Below are 22733 nucleotides of genomic sequence, written 5' to 3' on the forward strand. Positions count from 1 at the left end.
AATTTAGATTTTGCAAAAATAACAAAGGCTATGCGGAGTGCATAGCCTTTTATAATAAAATTTAAGAAATTATCCTTTTAGAGAAGTACTTTAAAATTTAATTAAAGATATAGCGTAATCCTATTTGAGCTTGCCATCTAGATTGAATTCCAGAAAATGCTCCAAAAGTTTCTGTTAAAGTAGGATCAAAACTATATGTTGGAACATTATTAGCATCTATAGACACTACTGATACCGGGTTTAAATTTCTTGGTTGCTGAATAACTCCCCAATCAGAATTTAATAAATTACCAAAATTTAAAATATCAATACTAAATTGGATTGTGTTCGTTTTTGTTTCAGAAACTTTAAAATTATAATCTTGCAATATTTTCACATCCCATCTACTTCTCCATGGTGCTAAAGCGCCATAACGTTCCATGTAGTCCCCTCTGTTTTCATTTAAATAGTCGTCCTGCTGGATGTATGCTTCATATGCCGCAGCTTGAGTAGCTTGTTCTGTTGGATTACCAATAAATTGCATTTGCTGAACTTCTTCTGAAGTTGGAATATAAATAAGATCATTATTCTGAAAAGAACTATCATTATTAATATTACCAGCATAAGTATAATTAAATCTTCCTCCTTGAGCATATTCTCCAAAAGCGGATATTGTAGTCGCCCATTTGTCATGTCCATATTTAAATTGCTTGGAAATAACTCCAATAATACGATGAGAATCTCCGTACTTAGAAAAAGATAATACATCTTGATTGGCATCTCCAACTACTGGATTGAAATCGAAAGCATCTCCAGTAATTTCAGCTTCAATTGAGTTAACATCTTTAGAATTTAAATAATTGTATGCAAGACTTGCAAAAAGCCCATTATTGAAGAATTTCTGTGCTTTAAAAGTAGCATTCCAAACACGACCTTTATCACTATTTGTAAATACATATGCATTGTTTCCCTTATCAGAATCTGCATAATATGCACGATTATCACCTGGCGCATTTAAATTCTCACTTGGGTCACTAAGCCCCCAATTCTGAACATTGATTCCATTAATATCTTTTGTATATGAAAGATCTGTAGTTAAAACCAGACCATTTTCAAATTTATAATCTGCACCTAAGCTATTTCTCCATACCTGTGGCCATTTAAAATCAGCATCTACAATTTGATAAAAAAACACGTCTACTCCCTGTACTTGATTACCAAGCCAAACAAAAGGGAATCTACCTGTAAAAATACCAGTTCCCCCTCTTAACTTAAAGCTTCTGTCTCCTAAAACATCCCAATTAAAACCTAAACGAGGAGATACTAGAAAGTCGTTGTTTGGAAGTTGTAATGAATTAAGCTTTACTTCTTCCTTTGTTTCTGGATCGAAGTAAGGAATATCTGGAACATATGTTCCTTTTCTATCAATATTCTCTTGGATTTTATCTTTTGTATTAAAATATAAAGGTTTATCAAAACGAACTCCATAAGTTAACTTAAATTCATCAGAAATATTCCATTCATCTTGAGCATAAAATGCAAACTGACCAACATTAGTTTCAGCCAACGACCATCCATCACTTGCATTTAGAGCATTATAAGTACCTTCTGCTCCTTGTATAAGGTTATCTATAAGTCCCCCTGGCTGCGAATTTGCTAGAAACTCTTGAACACTAGCAAAATTACGAGGAGGAGTATCTGGATCACCGTCAATTTCAAATCCAAATGTACCTCCATAAAATCCTAAATTGAAACTATTCTCAAACTCAAATTTTTCAACAGAGAAACCTAACGTTAAATTATGATCTCCCATTAATATATTTAAATTATCAGTAATTTGAAATACTTTTTGATCTAGAGTATTGTTTATAGAAAACGGTTCATGGCCTGCAACAATATAATTAGAACCATTCTGTTCTATTAAAATACTAGGTGCGGGTGAAGATAACGGATCTCTATAATCATTAAAGTAGGTATATCCTGATTGTAGTTTATTAACAATTTTATCCGATATATTTGAATTTAATTCTAATTGAAAAGATTGAATATTATTATTAATACGGTACCCAGAATTTTCAAATTGTAACGTAGAAGCACTTGGCCCTCTTACTCCGATGGCAGTTGGGTGTGCTGGTTTCTCTTTGTAAGCATCTAAAAAGTTATAAATAAATGCTAGTCGGTTGTTGTCATCAATATTCCAATCAATTTTTATAATTCCTTTTGTGGAAGCTGCTCCATAAGTAAACCCCTCATATCTTCCAGTATCGTAACCAAGTCCCGCTAAAGCATTTTTAACATCCATTAAATCTCCTTCGGTAACTCGTGACTCATTTACTGCGCCTGAACCTGTATTTGGTATGAATCCATAGGTACCTAAATCTGTTTTTTCATCTTTTTCAAAATTTGCGAAAAAGAAAAGCTTATTTTTAATAATTGGTCCTCCGATACTAATACCATATTGGTTTTGCTCTAATTTTGGCTTAATTACCTTTTCTCCTTCAATCTTACCTCCCGTGAGATCTTCATTTCTGAAAAAACCATATACTGTACCATAAAAGTTATTTGTTCCACTTTTAGTTACAGCATTAACTGATGCTCCTGTAAATCCAGATTGGGTAACATCATAAGGGGCAATAGATACCTGAATTTGATCAATAGCATCTAAAGAAATAGGTTGTGAATCTGTTTGTCCTCCTGGAGTAGCAGCATCCAAACCGAAAGGATTGCTAAAAACAGCTCCGTCTAAAGAAAAATTATTAAACTGATCGTTTCTTCCGCCAAAAGAGCCATCACTACTTGAGGTAGGCTCTAATCTTGTAAAATCTTGAGCTGATCTAGAAATGGTTGGCAGTCTTGTAAGCTCTCTTCTTCCTACACTCGTCTCTGCACCAGTCATATCAGCATCAAAGGCACCAGAACTATCCCCTGTAACAACAACTTCTCCTAATTGTTGACTATCATCAACCAATTTAATCTCAAAGTCTGAGGTCTGTCCTAAATCTAAATATACGCCAGTAACCTCTTGAGATTGAAAACCAATATATGAGATTGTTAATTTGTAGGGACCACCCACTCTAAGATTGAGAAGATTAAAGCGACCTTCAAAATTGGTTGCTCCACCATAATTAGTCCCTGTAGGTGTATGAACTGCTACCACGCTAGCACCTGGTAGTGGCTCACCTTGTGAGTCTGTTACAACCCCTTTAATATTTGAGGTTGTTACTTGGGAACTAAGTGTTCCCACTGTCATTACTAGTAATAGCTTAAGTAGTAACTGTAATTTTTTCATTGTTAATGAGTTAAATGTTTATGATTTGTTGGCGGTAGCGACAAAACTACAAACAAAAAAGGCCACTTTAACAAGTGGCCTTAACATTTTATTAACAAAGAATTCTTAATTATTTCTCTTCTACTGTAACTTCGAAAGGGAAATTAACTACTACTTCTCTATGTAATCTTATAGTAGCTTCGTAAGGACCAGCAACTTTTACGTTACCTCCTAAGATGCTAATGTATTTCTTATCTATATTAAGACTAGCTTCTTTTTGAATAGCCTCAGATAAATCTATATTACTAACAGAACCAAATAATTTCTTACCTGCTCCAGCTTTAGCAACTATCTTAACCTGAATGTCTTTAAGTTGATCTGCAACTTTTTGAGCATCCTCAATAACTTTCTTCTCTTTGAAAGCTCTTTGCTTCAAATTTTCAGCTAATACTTTCTTAGCTGAGCTTGTAGCAAGGACTGCTTGACCTTGAGGGATTAAAAAATTACGTCCGTAACCATTTTTTACAGTTACCACATCATCTTTAAAACCTAAATTATCTACGTCTTTCTTTAATATTAATTCCATGGTTACCTTCTTTTATTTTAATAAATCTGCTACGTAAGGCATTAAAGCTAAGTGACGAGCTCTTTTAATTGCTACAGATACTTTTCTTTGATACTTTAATGATGTTCCGGTTAACCTTCTTGGTAAGATCTTACCTTGTTCATTTACTAATTTTAATAAAAAGTCTGGATCTTTGTAATCGATATACTTGATACCTGACTTTTTAAAACGACAATATTTCTTTGTCTTATTAGTTTCTATATTAAGTGGAGTAAGATATCTAATCTCTCCATCTTTTTTTCCTTTTGCTTGTTGCTCTATAGATGACATAATACTAAGCTTTTTGTTTAAGTTTTGTTCTTCTTCTTTCTGCCCAAGAAATAGCGTGCTTATCTAAACTTACAGTTAGAGAACGCATAACACGTTCGTCACGTCTAAATTCTAATTCATAACCTTCGATTACCTCTCCAGCTACTTTAAATTCAAAAAGATGGTAAAACCCACTTTTCTTGTTTTGAATAGGATACGCTAATTTTTTTAGCCCCCAATCTTCTTTAGATACAAACTCTGCTCCTTTAGAGGTTAAGAAATCTTCAAACTTCTTAACTGTTTCCTTTATCTGAGTCTCAGATAAAACGGGATTAAGAATGAAAACAGTTTCGTAATGATTCATAATGTGAATATTATTGTTAATTTTTAAGGCTGCAAAAGTAGAATTAATTATCGTAATAAAAAAGCTAATCTGCAACATTTCGACAAAAGAAGGTTATTTTTCCCCTTTCGACAACAAAACTGTGCCTTTTCACAACATTTTACTTGCTTACCCTTACTTTTTTCACTAAAATTGTACTTCATAAATATCCAACCACTTACCTATTAGGTCAAAATGAAAATGAATTGCATTATTGTAGACGACTCAAGCATTCAAAGAATGTCTGTTGCTAGATTGATAAAAAATCACCCTATGCTCAACTTAGTTGCTGAATACAGTAATGCTATAGAAGCAAGGAATGGTCTAAAAAAACAAAACATTGATCTTATCTTTTTAGATATTGAAATGCCTGTTGTTAATGGTTTCGACTTACTAGAAGCTCTTAACGAACCACCGCAAGTTATACTAATTACCGGAAGTGCACAATATGCCCTTAAAGCATTTGACTACGATGTAACAGATTACCTTCATAAACCTATTACTCAAGAACGTTTTGAGGCCTCTATAAAAAGAGCTCAAGACAACTTCAAATTAAAAGTTGCATCTAAAGAAGATGATGATCACATCTTTGTAAAGAGTAATCTTAAGAAGAGAAAAGTCTTTTTAAATGAAATTAATTGGGTGGAAGCTTTAGGGGATTATATAAAGTTAGTAACGGATGATGCTAACATTGTTATTCTTTCTACGATGAAATCTTTTGAAAAAGAACTTCCTGAAGATCGCTTCTTAAGAATTCATAAGTCTTATATTGTTAATTTAGATAAAGTAGAGAAGTTTAATAGTAAAAATGTGGAAGTTAACGGAAAACAAATTCCGCTTAGTAGAAACAAAAAGACGGAGCTATCCGAAGCATTAAGCAGTACAAACTCTTAAACCAAATTTAAAAAAGATCCCCTTATTTAAATTTAACTCTCACCATTAATAAGCGTCTACATTATATATTATTCTCACACTTCTATAGGCTGCTATAGATTGAAAACTCTTATCTATTCTTCTAATAGCATCTTTTGTTTGCTTTACAGACTGATTGTGTGGAACTTTAATTATAATATTTTTTAAATACTCATTTCGAATTCTAGAAACAGGCGGAAACTCTGGTCCTAATATTTCTGTTTTAGTATGATTATCAAAAACTGTATGCAATGCTTTTGCGTACCAACTACTCGCATCATTTACCTTATTATAATCTTTATGTTTAAAAACTAGTTTTATAATTCTTGTAAAAGGTGGATATCTAAATTGTCGCCTTTCATTAATCTGATCTGTAAACATTTCCTCATAATTATTTATTGAGGCTTGCTGTAATATCTGATGATAAGGATTAAAAGTCTGAATTATTACTTTACCTCGCTTTTTTGTACGCCCTGCTCTACCTGAAACTTGCTGAATTAACTGAAAGCTTCTTTCGTGCGCTCTAAAATCAGGAAAATTTAATAAAGTATCTGCATTCATAACACCCACCAAACTAACATTTCTAAAGTCTAATCCTTTGGTAAGCATTTGTGTTCCCACAAGAATATCTATTTCTAGCTGCTCAAAAGCGGTAATTATTTTCTGATAACCATGTTTTCCGCGAGTAGTATCAGAATCCATACGACCAATCTTAGCCTTCGGAAAAAGCTCTTTCAATGCCAATTCTATTTGCTCCGTCCCTAAGCCTTTGGTATCTATCTCACTACTCCCACATGCCAAGCAAGCCAATTGCATTGCCATAGCATACCCACAATAGTGACATCTTAATTGCTTTTTATATTGATGATATGTTAAACTCACATCACAATTAGGACATTGAGGAGAGTGTCCGCAAGTATTACACTCCAAAATAGGTGCAAATCCTCTACGGTTTTGAAAAATTATAACTTGTTCCTTTTCCCCTAATGCTTCTTGAATAGCTTCTAATAACCGATCTGAAAAATGCCCCGTCATTTTTCTTTTCCGATGCTTCTCTTTTATATCTGTGAGTTCGATATCTGGCATCATTACATTCCCAAATCTTCGGGTAATCTCTACCAGTTTATATTTACCAATCTTAGCATTATGATAACTCTCAATACTCGGAGTAGCAGTCCCTAGCAATGTTTTTGCCTTATGGATAGCCGCTAAAACTATAGCTGTATCTCTTGCGTGATATCTTGGCGCTGGATCGAATTGTTTAAAAGATGTTTCGTGCTCTTCATCTACAATAACGAGTCCTAAGTTAGAAAACGGCAATAGAACGGCAGATCTTGCACCAATAACAATTTGTGCCTTAGAAGCCCCCTTAAGGATATTATTCCACGCTTCTACCCGTTCATTTACAGAGTATTTAGAATGATACACACTCACTTTTTCTCCAAAATAATCCTGTAAACGTTTAATAAGCTGTGTAGTAAGTGCTATTTCTGGCAATAAATATAAAACCTGTTTCCCTTCCGCTATAATCCTTTCAATAAGCTTAACATAAACTTCTGTTTTTCCTGAAGAAGTAACTCCATGCAATAAAACAACTCCTTCTGAAGTAAAATGCTCTTCTATTTCTTTTAATGCTGAAGTTTGATATTCATTTAAATCTTTTAAGTCTGAAACCTCTTCCCCTTCATATTGTATTCTATCCTGCTGAATAAAATGCTCCTCTAATATTTCTTTATCGACTAATGCTTTTATGGTAGCAGATGAAGCATTGCTTTTCTCTTCTAATTCTTTAACTTGAATTCCTTTTCCAGCCACCGCTTCCATCGTAAAAAAAGTAAGTATAACCTCTCTTTGTTTCGGCGCTCGAGAAAGCTGCTCTAAAAGTCCATTTAACTCATCATCAGAAGTATACCTTTCATGAAGCCTAATATAACGAATAAGCTTAGGCTTGTATTGATCATTAATCTCTTCTTTAAGCTTAATTACATTCTTATCGAGCAATCTTTTTAAAACAGAAAGCGTACTTTTTCTATCTATAATACTGCTTACTTCGTGTACTTTTAACATCGATTGATGCTGGAGCGCTTCGTAAACCAACCACTCATCATCCTTTAAAGACTCCTCTGTTTCGGGATTAAAACTCTCATTTTTTAAAATAAGTGTCTCACTTTCCAACAGAAAAGCAGAAGGAACAGCTGCTTTAAAAACCTCTCCCAAACTACACATATAATAAGAAGAAATCCACTCCCATTGTTTAAATTGTCTCTCTGTAATTATAGGAGCATTGTCTAGAATCTGATCTATTTCTTTTGCCTTATATGTCTCTGGAGCTTTATTATGAACTCGATACACCAATCCCGTATAAATCTTAGACCTCCCAAAAGGAACTGAAACACGCATCCCTGGCTGAAGAAAAGAAGCTTCTCGCTCAGAAACAGCGTATGTAAATGTCTTTTCTAGTGGTATGGGTAGAATAACATCTATAAAATGCATTTTTTCAGAATCTATTAATTTGGATTTATTAATTAGCTATCGGCAGCTTTTAGTCGCTTTTCATAAATATACAATTAGCGCTAAAAGAGCTTTAAAAAGCTCCTTTAACGCTAAGATATTACTAATAGCTTCCATTTAAAAATATAGAAGCAACAAAGTATTTTTTAATGGATTCTAGTCCACTCTTGAGTTCTAAACAAAAAGGCAATATACCCTCTTACATTAAGCTGATTTTCATCATCCTCGTCAACCCAAATTTTACATTTATACTCTTTTCCTTTTTCAGGATCTAAGATTGTTCCTCCTTCATATTCATCACCATCTTTCTCTAATCCTTCAATAATAACCATTCCTAAAACTGGTTTATCTTTTTTATCTCCTTCACATTTATCACAAACTACATCTACGCGATCTTTGTTAAGAATCTCAATCACTTTTCCATAGACCTTTCCATTTTCTTCATAGACTTCTACAACAGACTTTTCTTTTCCTGTTTCGTCATCTATAGTTTTCCATAGTCCTAATACACTTTGTGAGTATGCTGACATTCCAGCAAGAAATAAAAATGAAATAGCAAGTACGATTTTTTTATTCATCATAATTTTAAGTTTAAAAGTTACGTTTAAGACTCCTCAATGATGCATTAAGCTCAAAGCCTAAAAGCAAGATATTGGAGTTAATCCAAATATAAAGCATTAAAATAAGTAACGCTCCAATTGACCCATAAATTTCGTTATACTGTGAAAAATTTTCAATGTAGATTCCAAATAAATAAGTTGTTACTACAATGAGAATGGTCGTTAACAGCGCTCCTGGTGAGAAAAACTTTGTTTCTCTCCCTTCTAAAGTACCAAAATAATACAATATTGCAGTGGTTAAATAAGTGATGATTACAAAAAATAAAAACCGACCTACCTGCACTCCTATAATATCTCCTCTTTCAATATCCATGCCATTAGTTTTGGCAGCCAATTCGCTCAGGTATTGCACAATATAAATTTCATAAAAAATAAAACCGATTACCGTAGCTAAAAACAAGAATGCCATTAGTAAAGCTACTCCTACCGCTACAAAATATTGTTTTATAACATTTCTTGTAATCACTTCATGATATGAAGTCTCAAACCCTCCAAAAATAGCATTGATTCCATTTGCCATTAAAAAAATCGACAATATAAATACAGAAGACAGTAAACTACCTCTACGTTTACTTACAATATCTTCAATAATAGAATCAAAAAAATTAGCCGTTTGCGGTGGCAATAAACTCTCTATAAAATGAATAAAATCCTGCTGGAAACCTTCTATAGGGACATACGGGATTAAATTTAAAATAAATAGTAGGAAAGGAAATAGCGCCATAAAGAAACTAAAAGATATTGCACTCGCTCTATAAGTTAGCGCTCCTTTTACAATCCCTACAAAATACATTTCCGCGAGATCGTAAACAGAAAGCCCTTCAAAACCTGGAAGTTTTACATTTTTAAGTAATTTAACAAGGTAATTTACTACAGGTATTTTAGCTAGCTTTTCCTCAATCTCTACAGACATATTATACTGCTTTTAAACTCAAATCCATATTATAAATGGAATGTGTTAGCGCACCAGAAGATATATAATCTACACCACATTCTGCATATAAACGAAGGGTTTTTTCATTAATTCCTCCTGATGATTCTGTAAGACATTTATCTCCAATTAAAGCCACTGCTTTACGGGTATCTTCATAATTAAAGTTATCCAAAAGGATTCTAAAAACTCCTCCTGCAGCCAAAATAACCTCTACTTCTTTAAGGTTTCTAGCTTCTACAATTATCTTAAGACTCTTTTGAGTATCTTTTAAATACTGCTTGGTTTTCGAAATAGCTTCCGTTACACCTCCAGCAAAATCTATATGATTATCTTTTAACATAATCATATCATACAATGCAAACCTATGATTCTCTCCGCCTCCAATTTTTACTGCCCATTTTTCAATCGCACGAATTCCTGGTGTAGTTTTTCGAGTATCCAAAATTTTTGTTCCTGTACCTTCCAACAACTTCACATAACTCTGCGTTTTGGTAGCAATAGCACTCATTCTTTGCATAGCATTAAGCACTAAGCGTTCTGCTTTTAAAATAGATTGCGAACTTCCTTCAACATAAAAAACAATGTCACCCTCTTTTACATGAGCTCCGTCATTAATAAGCGTTTCTATTTTTAAATTAGGATCTACATAATGAAAAACTCGCTTTGCGAATTCTACACCAGCAATAATGCCTTTATCTTTTACTAATAGTTTAGCCTTCCCATTTGCTTCAGAAGGAATACATGCCAGCGAACTATGGTCTCCATCTCCAACATCTTCACGGATGGCATTTATTATGATGAGCTCTAGCTCTTTTTGAAATTGTTCTTCAGAAATCATTCCGTAATGTTTTGCGCTAATTTATTAAAATCCTAGCTCGTTAATAACAATTACTTTAAAAACACTACAATTTATTTAAAATTAACCACACCATTCAAATAGTTTTACAAAATTATAATCCCCTCTCCTTATACTCTTACATTTGTCTTGCCCTCTTTTCATCTTTTCTATGCGATCTTGAAAAGGAGATAATCCAATTTCCATCCTTTTATTATTAATTTGATTAATATTGGTTGTATCTGGATCATAAAACCACTCGTTATAATAATCTACTTTACAATGTTCTCCATTACCATATTTTGCTTGAAAATCTATAATCGAAGCATAGTGTTCTGGCAAAAGGTTTCCTTTCTTCACTTCGCTCAGAAAAAGCTCATTGTAAACACAAGTTCTTGGATCAGCATAGTAATGCAATAAAATAATTTTTGCGCTGTTATTAACATAAGACCTCCTATAAGAATCATTTTCACCATAACCAACAGCTTCAGCTCCAACTAAACGTTCACCAGGATATCCATACTCTTTAATTACTGGTATTAAATAATCCTCCACGATTGTTCCTACAATACTATCATACTTCTGATGATAAAACTTACTATTCTCAATATCTACTCGACTTAAAGAATCTACATAATACTTTTTCCATTTTTGATCCCAATCTTGTAAAGCTATTAATGTATCAGCCAAAAACTTATTTATACTAGCATTGTATAGCTTATTAGCCTCTTCAAAACTTTGCTCAATTGTAGTATTTAATTTCTTCTCTCGTGAATAACGGCTAATTACAGTATCCTGCTTGTAATATTTTATCAACAAACCGCGTTCAAATCCTTTTATTGAGAATCGCTTAAAAGCCTCTTCATCATCTACTTTAGCACTTACTTGTATTGCTGTAAAACAATGCTTAGCCAATGGTTTATCTACAATACTAAAAGCCTCATTATACTTATCTAAAGCACTTGTATAATTAGAATCTAAAATAAACCGCTCCGCCTGATAAATTAAGGTATTATAATCAACATAATTGAATCTAGTTTTTTCTATTTGCTTTTCTTTTTTTGAAGGTTGACAGGAAGAAGTAATAATTACTAATATCAATAGTATAGGTATAAGTTTTCTCATACATGTAATCTATTTTAAACTCTTTAAATATAAGTCATAAAAAATAAACACAAATAGCATCAAAGAATATTTCATAATTTTGCAGCATGAATATCAAACTTATTGCTGTAGGAAAAACAGACGGGAAGGAACTAAACTCCCTTATTAGTCAATACATAAAACGATTAGGTTTTTATGTGAATTTTGATTTTGAAATTATTCCAGACATAAAAAATGCAAAAAACCTTTCTGAAGCGCAACAAAAGGAAAAAGAAGGAGAATTGATATTAAAAAAACTTAATCCTACAGATATTCTCATTCTTTTAGATGAAAATGGGAAAAATTTCTCTTCGGAAGTATTTTCTGAGTATTTACAGAAACATATGAATAGTGGAGTAAAACAGCTAGTTTTTGTTATTGGAGGACCTTATGGATTCTCTGATGCTGTCTACCAAAAATCACAAGGAAAAATATCACTTTCAAAAATGACATTCTCCCATCAAATGATACGCTTGTTTTTTATCGAACAACTCTACCGCGGATTCACCATCTTAAGAAATGAACCTTATCATCATAGATAGGCTTTAGGCTTTAGGCTTTAGGCTTTAGGCTTTAGGCTTTAGGCTTTAGGCGAAAAAAAATAAAAAACTGGAGGCAAACAAACTTTTGTCTCAAAACTGCTTCTTGATATGATTCTGCGTTGTGAATTCCTAGAAAGCTTCTCCTATTCTAAAATACACCCCCCAATCGTCTTTACCTACAGCAGCATCTAATCCTATATTAAACTTCACCTTTTTAAAGGCTTGATATCTATATCCAGCTCCAACTCCAGGATACATTTTCCAGTTGTTATCCTCTACATCTGATCCATATAAAGTGGCTAGCCCTGCAAAACCTACAAGCCCCATTTTTTTTCCAAAATTATAACGATACTCTCCTTGCACTGCCATTAATCCGTCTCCACGAAACTCACCCTGAGAATATCCTCTAATATCTTTATTCCCTATAGTTACCTGTTGCTCAAAAGCAATATCTCCAATTCCCAATTTACCCGAAAATCTAGCTGCAATTAAATCCTTACCATTTTTCATAGGGAAGTATTTATTATACTCTAGAAGCACTTTATTAGCGTCTTGATCGTTCCCAAACCACTGCGGGAAGGAAATATATCTTATCTGTGCTTTCTCTCCATGCATAGGATAATAATATTGGTCTCGGGTATCATAAAGTACATTTAACTCCAAAGCATTAGTTTGCACCGCTGATGGTTCTTCTACGTCATCCTCATAAGTTGTATCATAGTCAGCAAAAGTATAAGTTAACCCACCAAATAAATGCTTAATTATTCGTCTTTGTGCTCCAACACTTACTACTGTAGTATTTGTAGCGTACTCGTAAAAACCAGGAAACTCTGTATCATCATCATAAAACTGAGACACATGATCTCCAGTTAAAGCAAATAGTTTTCCTCTCCAACGATCTTCAGCAAAGAAAAAACGATTAAAAAAAGCTACAAAATACGATCCATTTGTAGTATATACCGCAGAAAGTCCAGAAGTTGATTTCTGAGAAATTGTATCATTTTTATTTATTCGATACATCGCCATAGGAATGACCCCAATCATAAACTCTAAATTTCTATTATAGCTTATATAAGGCATTAGCGTTAGTTCCACTCGCTTATCTTTCTTAACCTTTTCAGTCTGTAAAGAATCATTCTCGATCTTTTGTCCAAAAACAAAATTCCCAGCCATTATAAGGACTGCAATAATCACAAGCTTTCGCATCTATAATATTTTTTAAAATTAGCGGGGGAATATTTAACTAATATACAATCAAAAAATTACTTTTGAAAAAAGAAAACTTTATTACTTATGAAATTAGTTTTTGCAACACACAACTTAAATAAATTAAAAGAGGTAAAATCAATTTTACCTCCAGACATAGAATTATTAAGTTTAGATGATATTGGCTGTACTGAAGAGATTGAAGAATATGGAGAGACAATTGAAGAGAACGCCACTATTAAGGCCAATCATGTGTTTGATAATTACAATTTAAATTGTTTTGCAGACGATACTGGACTTGAAGTAGAGTCTTTAGATGGAGCGCCTGGCGTCTACTCTGCCCGTTATGCCGGAGAGCAGAAAGATGCAACCGATAACATAAACAAGCTACTAAAAGAGCTTGAAGATAAAGAAGACCGTTCCGCAAGATTTAAAACAGTAATTGCCCTTCGCACAGATCGTGAAAAAATTATTTTTAACGGTATTATTAATGGCGTTATTACTACTTCAAAAAAAGGGAATAATGGCTTTGGTTATGATCCTATTTTTCAACCTGAAGGCTATAAAAACACTTTTGCTGAGTTAATTTCAGAAGAAAAAAATAAAGTAAGTCATCGTGCAAAAGCTATAAAACAACTCATAGATTACCTTAGTTAATATAAAACTTTGTAATAAAATTATATAAAAATGGAACTTTCCTACAAAGACATCCAAGAAGAAGACCTTCCTTTAGTTAAAGAAATTTACGATTGGTACATTGCTAATTCTACGGCCACTTTCCACACACAGCCTATAACTTTAAACGAATTAAAGGAGTTACTTTATTTTAATCATCATCTGTACCACTCTTTCTTAATATATGCAGATAATGAATTAGCTGGATATTGTTTTACTACACACTTTAAAAAACGCCAAGCTTATGACCGTACTGCGGAGGTAACAATTTACCTTAAAAATGGATTTGAAGGAAAAGGTGCTGGTAAAAAGGTTTTATATTTCCTCGAAGAAAAAGCAAAAGCAAATGGCATTAAAAATTTACTAGGAATAATTACCGGAGAAAATACGGCTAGTATTGCTTTATTTAGAAAATGTGGCTATTTTGAATGTGCCAATTTTAGAAATGTAGGTGAAAAATTTGGAAAAATTCTAGATGTTGTCACCTATCAAAAAGAAATATAAATAAGTTTAAATTAATAAGAATAAAAGGGGATTTACATCAAATTATTTTAGTTAACTAACAATGCATCAACCAAAAGCAACTCCAATTCTTTCAATATAAGGTTCAAAAAGCATAAAAAATTACACTATTCTACTTTTGATTAGACCAAAAAAGGGTGTGAAAAAATATCCACATAACGTTTGAAAAAGGGACAAGGACTTAAAAACCTCATTATCAATAATAAGGAATAATAATAATTAAGTCCATAAATAGTAGATTCTCAATAAATAAGCCTACCTTTGCGCCCTTATTTTTAAATAGATATATGAACAAATTTGAACAATTAGGACTGAACGAACAGCTACTTAAAGCCATCACAGATATGGGCTTTGAAACTCCTTCTGAAGTACAGGAGAAAGCTATTCCGGTCCTACTAGCCAACGATACCGACATGGTTGCATTGGCACAGACAGGTACTGGGAAAACAGCTGCATTCGGGTTTCCTATGATTCAGAAAATTGATGTGAACAGTAAAACTACTCAAGGGCTTATTTTATCGCCTACGCGTGAACTTTGTTTACAGATTGCTAATGAATTAAAACTATACTCAAAATATTTACCATCTCTTAATGTGGTAGCTATTTATGGTGGTGCAAGCATCACCGACCAAGCGAGACAGGTGAAAAGAGGAGCACAAATTGTTGTTGCTACACCTGGAAGAATGAAAGATATGATTAGCCGTAATATGGTAGACATCTCTAAAATTGAGTACTGTGTACTTGATGAGGCTGATGAAATGCTTAATATGGGATTCTATGAGGATATCAATGAGATTCTTTCACATGCGCCAAAGGAGAAAAGTACATGGCTTTTTTCGGCTACTATGCCAAGAGAAGTTGCTACAATAGCTAAAAAGTTTATGAAAAGCCCACAAGAAGTTACTGTGGGTGCTAAAAATGCCGCTACTTCTAATGTACAACATGAATATTATGTTGTAGGAGGTAGAGATCGTTATTTAGCTTTAAAAAGATTAGCTGATACCAATCCAGATATATTTTCTGTTATTTTCTGTAGAACTAAACGTGATACACAAAAGGTTGCAGAGAAACTAATTGAAGATGGATACAGCGCAGGTGCATTACACGGAGATTTGAGTCAGAATCAACGTGATATGGTAATGAAATCTTTCAGAAGCAAACAAATACAAATGCTTGTTGCAACAGATGTTGCTGCTCGTGGTATTGATGTTGATGATATTACTCACGTAATAAATTACCAACTTCCAGACGAAATAGAAACCTATACGCACCGTAGTGGTAGAACAGGTAGAGCTGGGAAATCGGGAATCTCTATGGTAATTATTACCAAAAGTGAATCTCGTAAGATAAGCGCAATCGAGCGTATTATCCAACAGAAATTCGAATTGAAAAAAGTACCTAGTGCTGAAGAGATTTGTGAAATTCAACTTTATCACCTAGCTAGCAAAATTAAAAACACAGAAGTTAATAAGGAAGTAGAACACTATTTACCTGCTATTAATGATGTTTTTGAAGGTATCGAAAGAGAGGAACTTATTAAGAAAATGGTTTCTGTTGAATTTGGACGCTTTGCTGATTACTACAAAAAAGCAGTCGATATTAATGTTTCTGGAAACTCAAGAGAAAGTGACGGAAGAGATAGATCTCACTCTGGAGACGGAAAAGTACGTTACTTTATAAATGTAGGTTCTCGTGATGGTTACGATTGGATGACTTTAAAGGATTTCCTTAAAGAACAACTTCAATTGGGTCAGGATGATGTATTTAAAGTTGATGTAAAAGAAAGTTTTTCTTTCTTTAATACAGATGCAAATCATACAGATGCAATATTAGCATTCTTCAACGATTTTAAATTAGATGGACGCTTTGTAAATGTAGAAGTATCTAAAAATTCTAGAGAGAATTCTCGTGGTAGATCTGGCGGAGGACGCGGAAGATCTGGCGGAGGCGGTGACAGAAGAAGAAGTCGTAGAAGCGATAGCAATTCTTCTGGAAGCGGTTTTGGAGAAAAACGCTACGGAAAAAAAGGCGGTAAAGGAAATAGTTCTGGCGGAAGTAACGGCGGAAACAGAAGGTCTAAAAAAAGATTTTAGTTAATAATAAATTAAAAAATGCGCCTTATGGCGCATTTTTTTCTTTTGTTTATTACTTTTAGCACCGATTAATAACTATCTAACAAACTGTTGGTCTACTGTGATCCCTACTATATATGTATATAAACCAATCACATTCTTTAGACATCAGCTTACTTTTTAGTATGTTTGAAGTAATGAAAAAAATATTATTTATAATTGCCCTATTTACTACTACTCTAGTCTTTTCGCAAAATAGCGGAGAAGAACTTAAAGGTATTGTGGTAAATACTAGTGATGATACTCCCATTAATAATGTGCATGTATTAAACCTTAATCAAGTAATTGGAACTATTACTGATGAAGCTGGTGACTTTACCATTCCTGCGCGTGTAAATGATACATTATACCTATCTTATATTGGTTTTAAAGCTATAAAAGTTCGTGTAACTAACGATATGCTTAAATTCCAAAATACTAAAATTGGATTAACAGAGTTGGCATTTGCCTTAGAAGAAGTAGTTGTAAGGCCTTTTCAACTAACAGGATATTTAGATATTGACGCAAAGAACATTCCTATCAATCAATCTGCTAGATATAGCATCTCTGGTTTAAATATAGGTTATGAAGGTGGAAGTGGAAATCCTGGTGCCTTTTCTAAAGTATTGGGTTCTATTTTTAATCCCGCAGATTTTCTCCATAACCTCTTCGGAAAGAAACCCCAACAGATGAAAAAGCTTCGTAAAATGCAAGAAGATGATAAAATTCGGAATCTTTTGTCTTCAAAATTTGATAGAGAAACACTTATGGCACTCCTTCAAGTAGACAAACAAGAAATTAAAGAAATCCTTATCAATTGTAATTATTCTGATAGTTTTATAGAAACAGCAAACGATCTACAAATTCTTGATGCTATTAGTAATTGCTACGAAGAATATAAAGTACTAAATAGACGTAACTAGTAACTAAGTTTCGTATGTGTTTTGCTTTTTAAATTAGTCTTCTAAAACCCTATTAACACTTTCATATTTAATCTAGCCTTAGGAGCAGATATATTATATTGAGTGTCATTTAGTGAACCTACACCTAAATCGAATTTCATTGTATTAACTTCACCACGAAATCCCATATTATAGCCACTTTGTGCAAATAATGGATTCATATAAATATCGGTAATTTCAGATCTAGCATTATAAAATGGAGCGTCTACATATTGACCATTAACGTACATAGCAATCCATCTATTTAAAGAATATTCTGCTTCTACTCCAACATAATTTTGAAGTATTGGCAGCCCTCCTAAACTAGATCCATCATAAAGCCCTTGCTCTACAATTCCTGCATTTAATGTAACCTTATAATTACCACTCCTCATGGACAAGGCATTATTGTAATACTTATAATACCCCACTCCAATATATTCCTGTTCTATATTTTTTTGCTGAAATATAAAATTTGGAGACATCTGCTCCTCTTGACCATTCATAGATAAGAATGACATCAAAAACATTAAAAATAAAAGTTTGAAAATCGTTCTCATTATCCTATACACAAATTATTATATTCTATAAATTAAGACTTCTGCACACACAGAATAACCCGTAACTACTTGGTATTATGAATAATCATAAACCTATATTAACTTTCCAAGAGCTCTTTTAGATCTTGCAATCCTTGAGCAAAGTCATCTCCAATAGCCTTATCCATATTATAAAAAATCATAAAAATATTTTTAGGAAATTTATAATCGCCATAAAAGCCCCAAACTACCGTTGTAACTTCTGGCAATACCTTTTCTACTTTTATAAAAGCTTTGGAGTTAGATTTAAAAGGCTTTATAAATCGTAATTCTGTTTGTATATAATCGTTCGGAACTATTTCCAACAACTCTTGTGTCCCCTCGCCCACATCACTATTCCCCTTCCATGAACAAACTGCACCAACGGTTCCGTCAATACCTTTATAGCTTTTTATCATTTTAGGATCTTTCTTTGTCCACGGAGACCAATCATCTTGATTTTTTAAATACTTTATATAGGTAAAAACTTCTGGAAGTGGTTTTCTTATCTGGATATTTCTACTCACATTATAAGATTTCGGTGCTATTAACCCTAAAAAAGTTACCAAAAGTATAACACCGCCAAGTATGTACATAATTGTAAAAATCATATTTACAAATTTTATCATTCATAAACCTGACAAAAAGATAGTGATAATTTCTAACGCATAGTAAATAAGTTAGCATCTTTTTAACACATCTTCGATACTTTTTATTGATTTTTTAGTCCAATCAATACGCTTTTCTAAAATTTCTTCTTCTGATAATTTCCATAGAATTTCTGAAGATCGCAACTTAGAGGTAAGCTGTTGAAGAATAATTGCAGCCGAAACAGAGATATTCAAACTCTCTGTAAAACCGTACATCGGGATTTTTAAAAAACCATCTGCTTGCTTCATTATTTCATCGGTTAGTCCACTTTTTTCTGTTCCGAAGAAAAAAGCTGATTTCTTATTTATATCAAAACCCGCCAATACCGAGGCATCTTCATGTGGTGTTGTCGCAATAATTTGATAACCCTTTTCCCGTAGAGTATTCACGCAGCTAGAGGCACTTTTATATTTAGAAACATCTACCCACTTTTGGGAACCCATAGCTATATTCTTATCCAATCGTTCTCCATATTCCTTCTCTATAATATGTACATGCTGAACACCAAAGATATCGCAACTTCTAATAACCGCACTTGTGTTATGCAATTGATACACATCTTCAATCGCTACGGTAAAATGATTGGTACGTTTTGCCAGCACTTCCAAAAATCGTTGTTTTCGTTCTTCAGTAATAAAACCCTCTAAATATTCTAATAAATCTAATGACATTCACTTTGTTTATAGTTAGTAAATTTAAAAAATCTTTCATTATCAGCTTTCAACCTTTCTTAGCTTGGTGGTTTGCATAGAAAACAATAACTTCAACTAAAAAATAAAATGAAGAAGAGTATTGTTGTTCTTACCGGAGCTGGAGTTAGTGCAGAAAGTGGACTTAAAACATTTAGAGATGCAGATGGACTTTGGGAAGGTCATGATGTAATGAAAGTTGCTTCTATACAAGGTTGGAGAAATAATATGGAACTCGTTCTCGATTTTTATAACCAGCGAAGAAGACAACTCTTGGAAGCGAAACCTAATGAAGCTCATTTTGCTTTAGCTGAATTAGAAAAAGATTATAACGTAACTATTATAACCCAAAATGTAGACGACCTCCATGAAAGAGCGGGAAGTAAAAATGTGATTCACTTACATGGAGAGCTCCTAAAAGCTCGAAGTTCATTTGATGAAGATCTAGTTTTCGATTGGACTAAGGATATCAACATAGGCGATTTTTGCGAACATAACCATCAAATAAGACCGCACATTGTATGGTTTGGTGAGGCTGTTCCATTAATAGACGCCGCTATTGAAGAGGTTAGCAAAGCAGATATTATTATGATTGTTGGAACTTCTATGCAAGTGTATCCAGCTGCAGGCCTATTAAATTATAAGAAATCTAAAATTCCTGTTTATTTTATAGATCCGAAGCCCACCATGTCTAATAAAATTATGACAGGACTTGAAATAATTGCTGAAAAAGCAACCGTTGGTGTTCCTATTGCGGTTTCTCTTTTGTCTCGTACTTAAGACGAAGCATATTTGCCCAATCGGCTACAGCTTTACTTTCTGCTTCTGTTAAGTTAGCGTCTTTATGCAACCATTTATAGGAGTCTAAAGGCATCCAACCTTCTGTAACAGCTTCCGCTACTTCTTCAAGCTTATGCGCCTTTTTCTTAGGAGCGTATAAATCCCATTGAGAGAAATCTAAATGCTTCTTTCCGTCATTAATATGACCCGCCAACCAATAAGAAACTGGCTCTATTCCTGCATACCAAGGGTAATTTGTACTGTTAGAATGACAATCGTAACACGTATTTACCAATACTGCTTCAACAGGTTCTGGAACTGATTCTACCAATAATAAGTCTGTAGGCGGCGTAGTATCAGATTTGTTTTCCGCAGGAGGAAAAAATTGCATTACAATTAATATTATAATTAACAGGGTTAGAATTTTTTTAATCATTTTCTATTTTTTTGAAAAAACAATACTTCCAAATAAGAAATAAAGTAGGTATGTTAGTATCTTTATAAAGCTAAATTTAATGAATAAATATTGAATCCGACTTTAGAACATCAACTTTCTTATGTAAGCGGCTATAGAGAAAACCGTATAAAGGTTGCTAATATGGTCCTTCAAAACAAAGCAATTTTTCCTGAATTATTGGATTTATGCTTTGCCGAAAATAAAGAGCTTTCTCATAAAGCATGTTGGGTTACTGAATTTGTTTGTAAAAGTGAATTGGATATACTTTTTCCTCAGCTTAAATATTTTATAAAGAACTTACCTACGCTAACCAATGATTCTTCTATTAGACCTATGGCGAAAATTTGTGAGCTTTTATGCGAATCGTACTTTCAGAAGAAAAATAAAGAAACTATTTCTCATTTAACAAATCCGATCTTAGAGCAACTTACAGAAACCAACTTCGATTGGCTCATTTCTGATGCAAAAGTAGCAACCAAAGCATACGCTATGAGAAATTTATATTTTCTAGGAAAAAAATACGATTGGATTTATCCAGAGTTGAAACCTATTCTTTTAAAAGATATGCCCAACCATTCTTCAGCATATAAAGCGCGAGCTAGGCACATTCTAAATAAAATATAATGTCAAAAAGCGCTAGATTTCATCAAGTTTTTAAATCTTTAACTTATTAACGCTCTTAACTTAATAAGTTTTACCTAAAATAGTTGACCCTTTTAATGGAGAAGGTTAAATTTGCCCTTTCTTAAAATATCGACATGCAACTAACACCATTAAACGCTGTTTCTCCAATAGATGGAAGATACCGCAGTAAAACAGAAAAATTAGCTGACTTCTTTTCTGAAGAAGCACTTATAAAATATAGAGTTCGTATTGAAATTGAATATTTCATTGCACTATGTGAAATCCCGCTTCCGCAGCTTAAAGATTTCAACAAAGATCTATATAGCGATTTAAGAGCAATTTATAGTGATTTTACAACTATTGATGCCCAAGCGATAAAAGATATCGAAAAGGTAACCAATCATGATGTAAAAGCTGTTGAGTATTTCATAAAAGAGAAATTTGACGCTTTAGAAATTCAAGAATATAAAGAGTTTATTCACTTCGGATTAACTTCTCAAGACATTAATAATACTGCTATTCCCCTTTCTTTAAAAGAAGCTTTAGAGCAAGTATATTTACCTGTTTATGAAGAAATAATTTCTATTTTAAGTCGTTTGGCAGAAGATTGGAAAGATGTTTCTATGTTGGCACGTACACACGGACAGCCAGCTTCTCCAACAAGATTAGGAAAAGAGATTGAAGTATTTATTGTTCGTCTGAATGAACAGTTTAACGGATTAAAAAATATTCCTATCGCTTCTAAATTTGGAGGCGCTACAGGAAATTATAATGCTCATAAAGTTGCTTACCCAACTATCGATTGGAAAACTTTTGGAACTGAATTTGTAGAAGAATGTTTGCAATTAAGACATTCTTTTCCAACTACACAGATTGAGCATTACGACCATATGGCTTCTTTATTTGATGCGCTAAAACGTATCAATACTATTATTATCGATTTTAATAGAGATATGTGGACGTATATTTCTATGGATTACTTTAAGCAACAAATTAAAGCTGGAGAAGTAGGTTCTTCTGCTATGCCACATAAAGTAAACCCTATAGATTTTGAAAATTCAGAAGGAAACTTAGGAATTGCAAATGCTATTTTTGAGCATCTTTCGGCTAAACTTCCTGTATCTCGCTTACAAAGAGATTTAACAGATAGTACCGTTCTAAGAAATATAGGAGTTCCTTTTGGACATACGCTTATCGCTTTTCAATCTACTATCAAGGGATTGAATAAATTACTACTTAACGCTCCTAAATTTGAAGCTGATTTAGAAAGTAATTGGGCGGTTGTTGCAGAAGCCATTCAAACCATATTAAGACGTGAAGCTTATCCTAATCCTTATGAAGCTTTAAAAGGTCTAACACGTACAAATGCAGTAATAAACAAGGAGTCTATTGCTTCTTTTATAGAAACTCTTAATGTTTCTGATGCTATAAAAGCAGAATTAAAAGCAATTACACCTGCTAATTATACTGGAATATAATCTTTAATAGGATTTAGAAAA

23 protein-coding genes are annotated in these 22733 nt (G+C 33.1%); 9 read left to right on the plus strand and 14 right to left on the minus strand.

Going from position 1 to position 22733, the window contains the following annotated elements; translation table 11 throughout:
* Positions 1-97 precede the first annotated feature (97 nt).
* The 4 genes from ACN0TY_RS12470 to rpsF form a co-directional block, all read right to left on the minus strand.
* Positions 98-3268 carry a TonB-dependent receptor gene (locus ACN0TY_RS12470; RefSeq protein WP_417444769.1) on the minus strand — a complete coding sequence of 1057 codons (3171 nt, stop codon included), beginning with the start codon at positions 3266-3268 and terminating at the stop codon, positions 98-100.
* A gap of 109 nt (positions 3269-3377) precedes the next feature.
* Complete coding sequence (gene rplI / locus ACN0TY_RS12475; RefSeq protein ID WP_236959235.1) at positions 3378-3833, minus strand: 50S ribosomal protein L9; 456 nt, start codon at positions 3831-3833, stop codon at positions 3378-3380.
* Between the two features lie 12 nt (positions 3834-3845).
* Positions 3846-4142, minus strand: coding sequence for a 30S ribosomal protein S18 (gene rpsR, locus ACN0TY_RS12480; protein ID WP_202027488.1), 297 nt, complete (start codon positions 4140-4142; stop codon positions 3846-3848).
* A 4-nt stretch (positions 4143-4146) separates the two neighbouring features.
* The gene (rpsF, locus tag ACN0TY_RS12485) at positions 4147-4485 is read right to left on the minus strand and encodes a 30S ribosomal protein S6 (RefSeq protein ID WP_236959234.1); all 339 of its coding nucleotides are present in this window, start codon (positions 4483-4485) and stop codon (positions 4147-4149) included.
* A 213-nt stretch (positions 4486-4698) separates the two neighbouring features.
* On the opposite strand from rpsF, the gene ACN0TY_RS12490 reads away from it, so the two are divergent.
* Complete coding sequence (locus tag ACN0TY_RS12490) at positions 4699-5397, plus strand: LytR/AlgR family response regulator transcription factor (RefSeq protein ID WP_417444770.1); 699 nt, start codon at positions 4699-4701, stop codon at positions 5395-5397.
* A 45-nt stretch (positions 5398-5442) separates the two neighbouring features.
* Here the strand turns inward: ACN0TY_RS12490 and priA are convergent, their stop codons facing one another.
* The 5 genes from priA to ACN0TY_RS12515 form a co-directional block, all read right to left on the minus strand.
* Positions 5443-7908 (minus strand): replication restart helicase PriA, encoded by a 2466-nt coding sequence (priA, locus tag ACN0TY_RS12495; RefSeq protein WP_417444771.1) that lies wholly within the window; start codon positions 7906-7908, stop codon positions 5443-5445.
* Positions 7909-8072: 164 nt separating this feature from the next.
* Positions 8073-8504, minus strand: a complete 432-nt coding sequence (locus ACN0TY_RS12500; RefSeq protein WP_417444843.1) for a DUF2147 domain-containing protein — start codon at positions 8502-8504, stop codon at positions 8073-8075.
* Positions 8505-8517: 13 nt separating this feature from the next.
* Positions 8518-9459 (minus strand): YihY/virulence factor BrkB family protein, encoded by a 942-nt coding sequence (locus tag ACN0TY_RS12505; protein WP_236959230.1) that lies wholly within the window; start codon positions 9457-9459, stop codon positions 8518-8520.
* A 1-nt stretch (position 9460) separates the two neighbouring features.
* On the minus strand, positions 9461-10318 hold the full coding sequence (gene nadC, locus ACN0TY_RS12510) for a carboxylating nicotinate-nucleotide diphosphorylase (protein ID WP_417444772.1): 858 nt from the start codon (positions 10316-10318) through the stop codon (positions 9461-9463).
* Between the two features lie 81 nt (positions 10319-10399).
* The gene (locus tag ACN0TY_RS12515) at positions 10400-11440 is read right to left on the minus strand and encodes a hypothetical protein (protein ID WP_417444773.1); all 1041 of its coding nucleotides are present in this window, start codon (positions 11438-11440) and stop codon (positions 10400-10402) included.
* Between the two features lie 86 nt (positions 11441-11526).
* Between ACN0TY_RS12515 and rlmH the strand changes: the two genes are divergently transcribed.
* Positions 11527-12000 (plus strand): 23S rRNA (pseudouridine(1915)-N(3))-methyltransferase RlmH, encoded by a 474-nt coding sequence (gene rlmH / locus ACN0TY_RS12520; protein WP_417444774.1) that lies wholly within the window; start codon positions 11527-11529, stop codon positions 11998-12000.
* Between the two features lie 129 nt (positions 12001-12129).
* Here the strand turns inward: rlmH and ACN0TY_RS12525 are convergent, their stop codons facing one another.
* Positions 12130-13206 carry a BamA/TamA family outer membrane protein gene (locus ACN0TY_RS12525; protein WP_417444775.1) on the minus strand — a complete coding sequence of 359 codons (1077 nt, stop codon included), beginning with the start codon at positions 13204-13206 and terminating at the stop codon, positions 12130-12132.
* 87 nt (positions 13207-13293) lie between these two features.
* Between ACN0TY_RS12525 and ACN0TY_RS12530 the strand changes: the two genes are divergently transcribed.
* The 4 genes from ACN0TY_RS12530 to ACN0TY_RS12545 all read left to right on the plus strand — a co-directional run bounded on the left by ACN0TY_RS12530 (position 13294) and on the right by ACN0TY_RS12545 (position 17437).
* Positions 13294-13863 carry a non-canonical purine NTP diphosphatase gene (locus ACN0TY_RS12530; RefSeq protein WP_417444776.1) on the plus strand — a complete coding sequence of 190 codons (570 nt, stop codon included), beginning with the start codon at positions 13294-13296 and terminating at the stop codon, positions 13861-13863.
* A gap of 30 nt (positions 13864-13893) precedes the next feature.
* Entirely contained in the window at positions 13894-14385 is a 492-nt protein-coding gene (locus tag ACN0TY_RS12535; RefSeq protein WP_417444777.1) for a GNAT family N-acetyltransferase, read from the plus strand.
* Positions 14386-14690: 305 nt separating this feature from the next.
* Positions 14691-16496 (plus strand): DEAD/DEAH box helicase, encoded by a 1806-nt coding sequence (locus ACN0TY_RS12540; protein WP_417444778.1) that lies wholly within the window; start codon positions 14691-14693, stop codon positions 16494-16496.
* Between the two features lie 176 nt (positions 16497-16672).
* Positions 16673-17437: a carboxypeptidase-like regulatory domain-containing protein gene (locus ACN0TY_RS12545; RefSeq protein ID WP_417444779.1), complete on the plus strand. Its 765-nt coding sequence runs from the start codon at positions 16673-16675 to the stop codon at positions 17435-17437.
* A 41-nt stretch (positions 17438-17478) separates the two neighbouring features.
* Here ACN0TY_RS12545 and ACN0TY_RS12550 read toward each other — a convergent pair whose 3' ends face one another.
* The 3 genes from ACN0TY_RS12550 to ACN0TY_RS12560 form a co-directional block, all read right to left on the minus strand.
* A complete protein-coding gene (locus ACN0TY_RS12550; RefSeq protein WP_417444780.1) occupies positions 17479-17976 on the minus strand; it encodes a hypothetical protein in 498 nt (165 codons plus the stop codon).
* A gap of 137 nt (positions 17977-18113) precedes the next feature.
* The gene (locus ACN0TY_RS12555) at positions 18114-18644 is read right to left on the minus strand and encodes an SRPBCC family protein (RefSeq protein WP_417444781.1); all 531 of its coding nucleotides are present in this window, start codon (positions 18642-18644) and stop codon (positions 18114-18116) included.
* Positions 18645-18713: 69 nt separating this feature from the next.
* Entirely contained in the window at positions 18714-19355 is a 642-nt protein-coding gene (locus ACN0TY_RS12560; protein WP_417444782.1) for a TrmH family RNA methyltransferase, read from the minus strand.
* Between the two features lie 108 nt (positions 19356-19463).
* Here ACN0TY_RS12560 and ACN0TY_RS12565 point away from each other — a divergent pair, with 108 nt between their 5' ends.
* Positions 19464-20153, plus strand: coding sequence for an SIR2 family NAD-dependent protein deacylase (locus ACN0TY_RS12565; protein WP_417444783.1), 690 nt, complete (start codon positions 19464-19466; stop codon positions 20151-20153).
* Here the strand turns inward: ACN0TY_RS12565 and ACN0TY_RS12570 are convergent.
* Positions 20122-20589 (minus strand): heme-binding domain-containing protein, encoded by a 468-nt coding sequence (locus ACN0TY_RS12570; RefSeq protein WP_236959218.1) that lies wholly within the window; start codon positions 20587-20589, stop codon positions 20122-20124. The genes ACN0TY_RS12565 and ACN0TY_RS12570 overlap by 32 nt on opposite strands.
* Before the next feature lie 90 nt (positions 20590-20679).
* On the opposite strand from ACN0TY_RS12570, the gene ACN0TY_RS12575 reads away from it, so the two are divergent.
* The gene (locus ACN0TY_RS12575) at positions 20680-21234 is read left to right on the plus strand and encodes a hypothetical protein (RefSeq protein WP_417444784.1); all 555 of its coding nucleotides are present in this window, start codon (positions 20680-20682) and stop codon (positions 21232-21234) included.
* Between the two features lie 134 nt (positions 21235-21368).
* Positions 21369-22712: an adenylosuccinate lyase gene (gene purB, locus ACN0TY_RS12580; RefSeq protein ID WP_417444785.1), complete on the plus strand. Its 1344-nt coding sequence runs from the start codon at positions 21369-21371 to the stop codon at positions 22710-22712.
* Positions 22713-22733 lie beyond the last annotated feature (21 nt).

The sequence above is a fragment of the Joostella sp. genome (genome assembly GCF_048266025.1).
Classification (GTDB): Bacteria; Bacteroidota; Bacteroidia; order Flavobacteriales; family Flavobacteriaceae; genus Galbibacter; species Galbibacter atrarenae.

Bases quoted from the DNA above. Each gene is read 5' to 3' on its own strand.
- ACN0TY_RS12470 (WP_417444769.1), bottom strand. From the start codon at position 3,268: ATGAAAAAATTACAGTTACTACTTAAGCTATTACTAGTAATGACAGTG.
- rplI (WP_236959235.1), bottom strand. From the start codon at position 3,833: ATGGAATTAATATTAAAGAAAGACGTAGATAATTTAGGTTTTAAAGAT.
- rpsR (WP_202027488.1), bottom strand. From the start codon at position 4,142: ATGTCATCTATAGAGCAACAAGCAAAAGGAAAAAAAGATGGAGAGATT.
- rpsF (WP_236959234.1), bottom strand. From the start codon at position 4,485: ATGAATCATTACGAAACTGTTTTCATTCTTAATCCCGTTTTATCTGAG.
- ACN0TY_RS12490 (WP_417444770.1), top strand. From the start codon at position 4,699: ATGAAAATGAATTGCATTATTGTAGACGACTCAAGCATTCAAAGAATG.
- priA (WP_417444771.1), bottom strand. From the start codon at position 7,908: ATGCATTTTATAGATGTTATTCTACCCATACCACTAGAAAAGACATTT.
- ACN0TY_RS12500 (WP_417444843.1), bottom strand. From the start codon at position 8,504: ATGAATAAAAAAATCGTACTTGCTATTTCATTTTTATTTCTTGCTGGA.
- ACN0TY_RS12505 (WP_236959230.1), bottom strand. From the start codon at position 9,459: ATGTCTGTAGAGATTGAGGAAAAGCTAGCTAAAATACCTGTAGTAAAT.
- nadC (WP_417444772.1), bottom strand. From the start codon at position 10,318: ATGATTTCTGAAGAACAATTTCAAAAAGAGCTAGAGCTCATCATAATA.
- ACN0TY_RS12515 (WP_417444773.1), bottom strand. From the start codon at position 11,440: ATGAGAAAACTTATACCTATACTATTGATATTAGTAATTATTACTTCT.
- rlmH (WP_417444774.1), top strand. From the start codon at position 11,527: ATGAATATCAAACTTATTGCTGTAGGAAAAACAGACGGGAAGGAACTA.
- ACN0TY_RS12525 (WP_417444775.1), bottom strand. From the start codon at position 13,206: ATGCGAAAGCTTGTGATTATTGCAGTCCTTATAATGGCTGGGAATTTT.
- ACN0TY_RS12530 (WP_417444776.1), top strand. From the start codon at position 13,294: ATGAAATTAGTTTTTGCAACACACAACTTAAATAAATTAAAAGAGGTA.
- ACN0TY_RS12535 (WP_417444777.1), top strand. From the start codon at position 13,894: ATGGAACTTTCCTACAAAGACATCCAAGAAGAAGACCTTCCTTTAGTT.
- ACN0TY_RS12540 (WP_417444778.1), top strand. From the start codon at position 14,691: ATGAACAAATTTGAACAATTAGGACTGAACGAACAGCTACTTAAAGCC.
- ACN0TY_RS12545 (WP_417444779.1), top strand. From the start codon at position 16,673: ATGAAAAAAATATTATTTATAATTGCCCTATTTACTACTACTCTAGTC.
- ACN0TY_RS12550 (WP_417444780.1), bottom strand. From the start codon at position 17,976: ATGTCATTCTTATCTATGAATGGTCAAGAGGAGCAGATGTCTCCAAAT.
- ACN0TY_RS12555 (WP_417444781.1), bottom strand. From the start codon at position 18,644: ATGATTTTTACAATTATGTACATACTTGGCGGTGTTATACTTTTGGTA.
- ACN0TY_RS12560 (WP_417444782.1), bottom strand. From the start codon at position 19,355: ATGTCATTAGATTTATTAGAATATTTAGAGGGTTTTATTACTGAAGAA.
- ACN0TY_RS12565 (WP_417444783.1), top strand. From the start codon at position 19,464: ATGAAGAAGAGTATTGTTGTTCTTACCGGAGCTGGAGTTAGTGCAGAA.
- ACN0TY_RS12570 (WP_236959218.1), bottom strand. From the start codon at position 20,589: ATGATTAAAAAAATTCTAACCCTGTTAATTATAATATTAATTGTAATG.
- purB (WP_417444785.1), top strand. From the start codon at position 21,369: ATGCAACTAACACCATTAAACGCTGTTTCTCCAATAGATGGAAGATAC.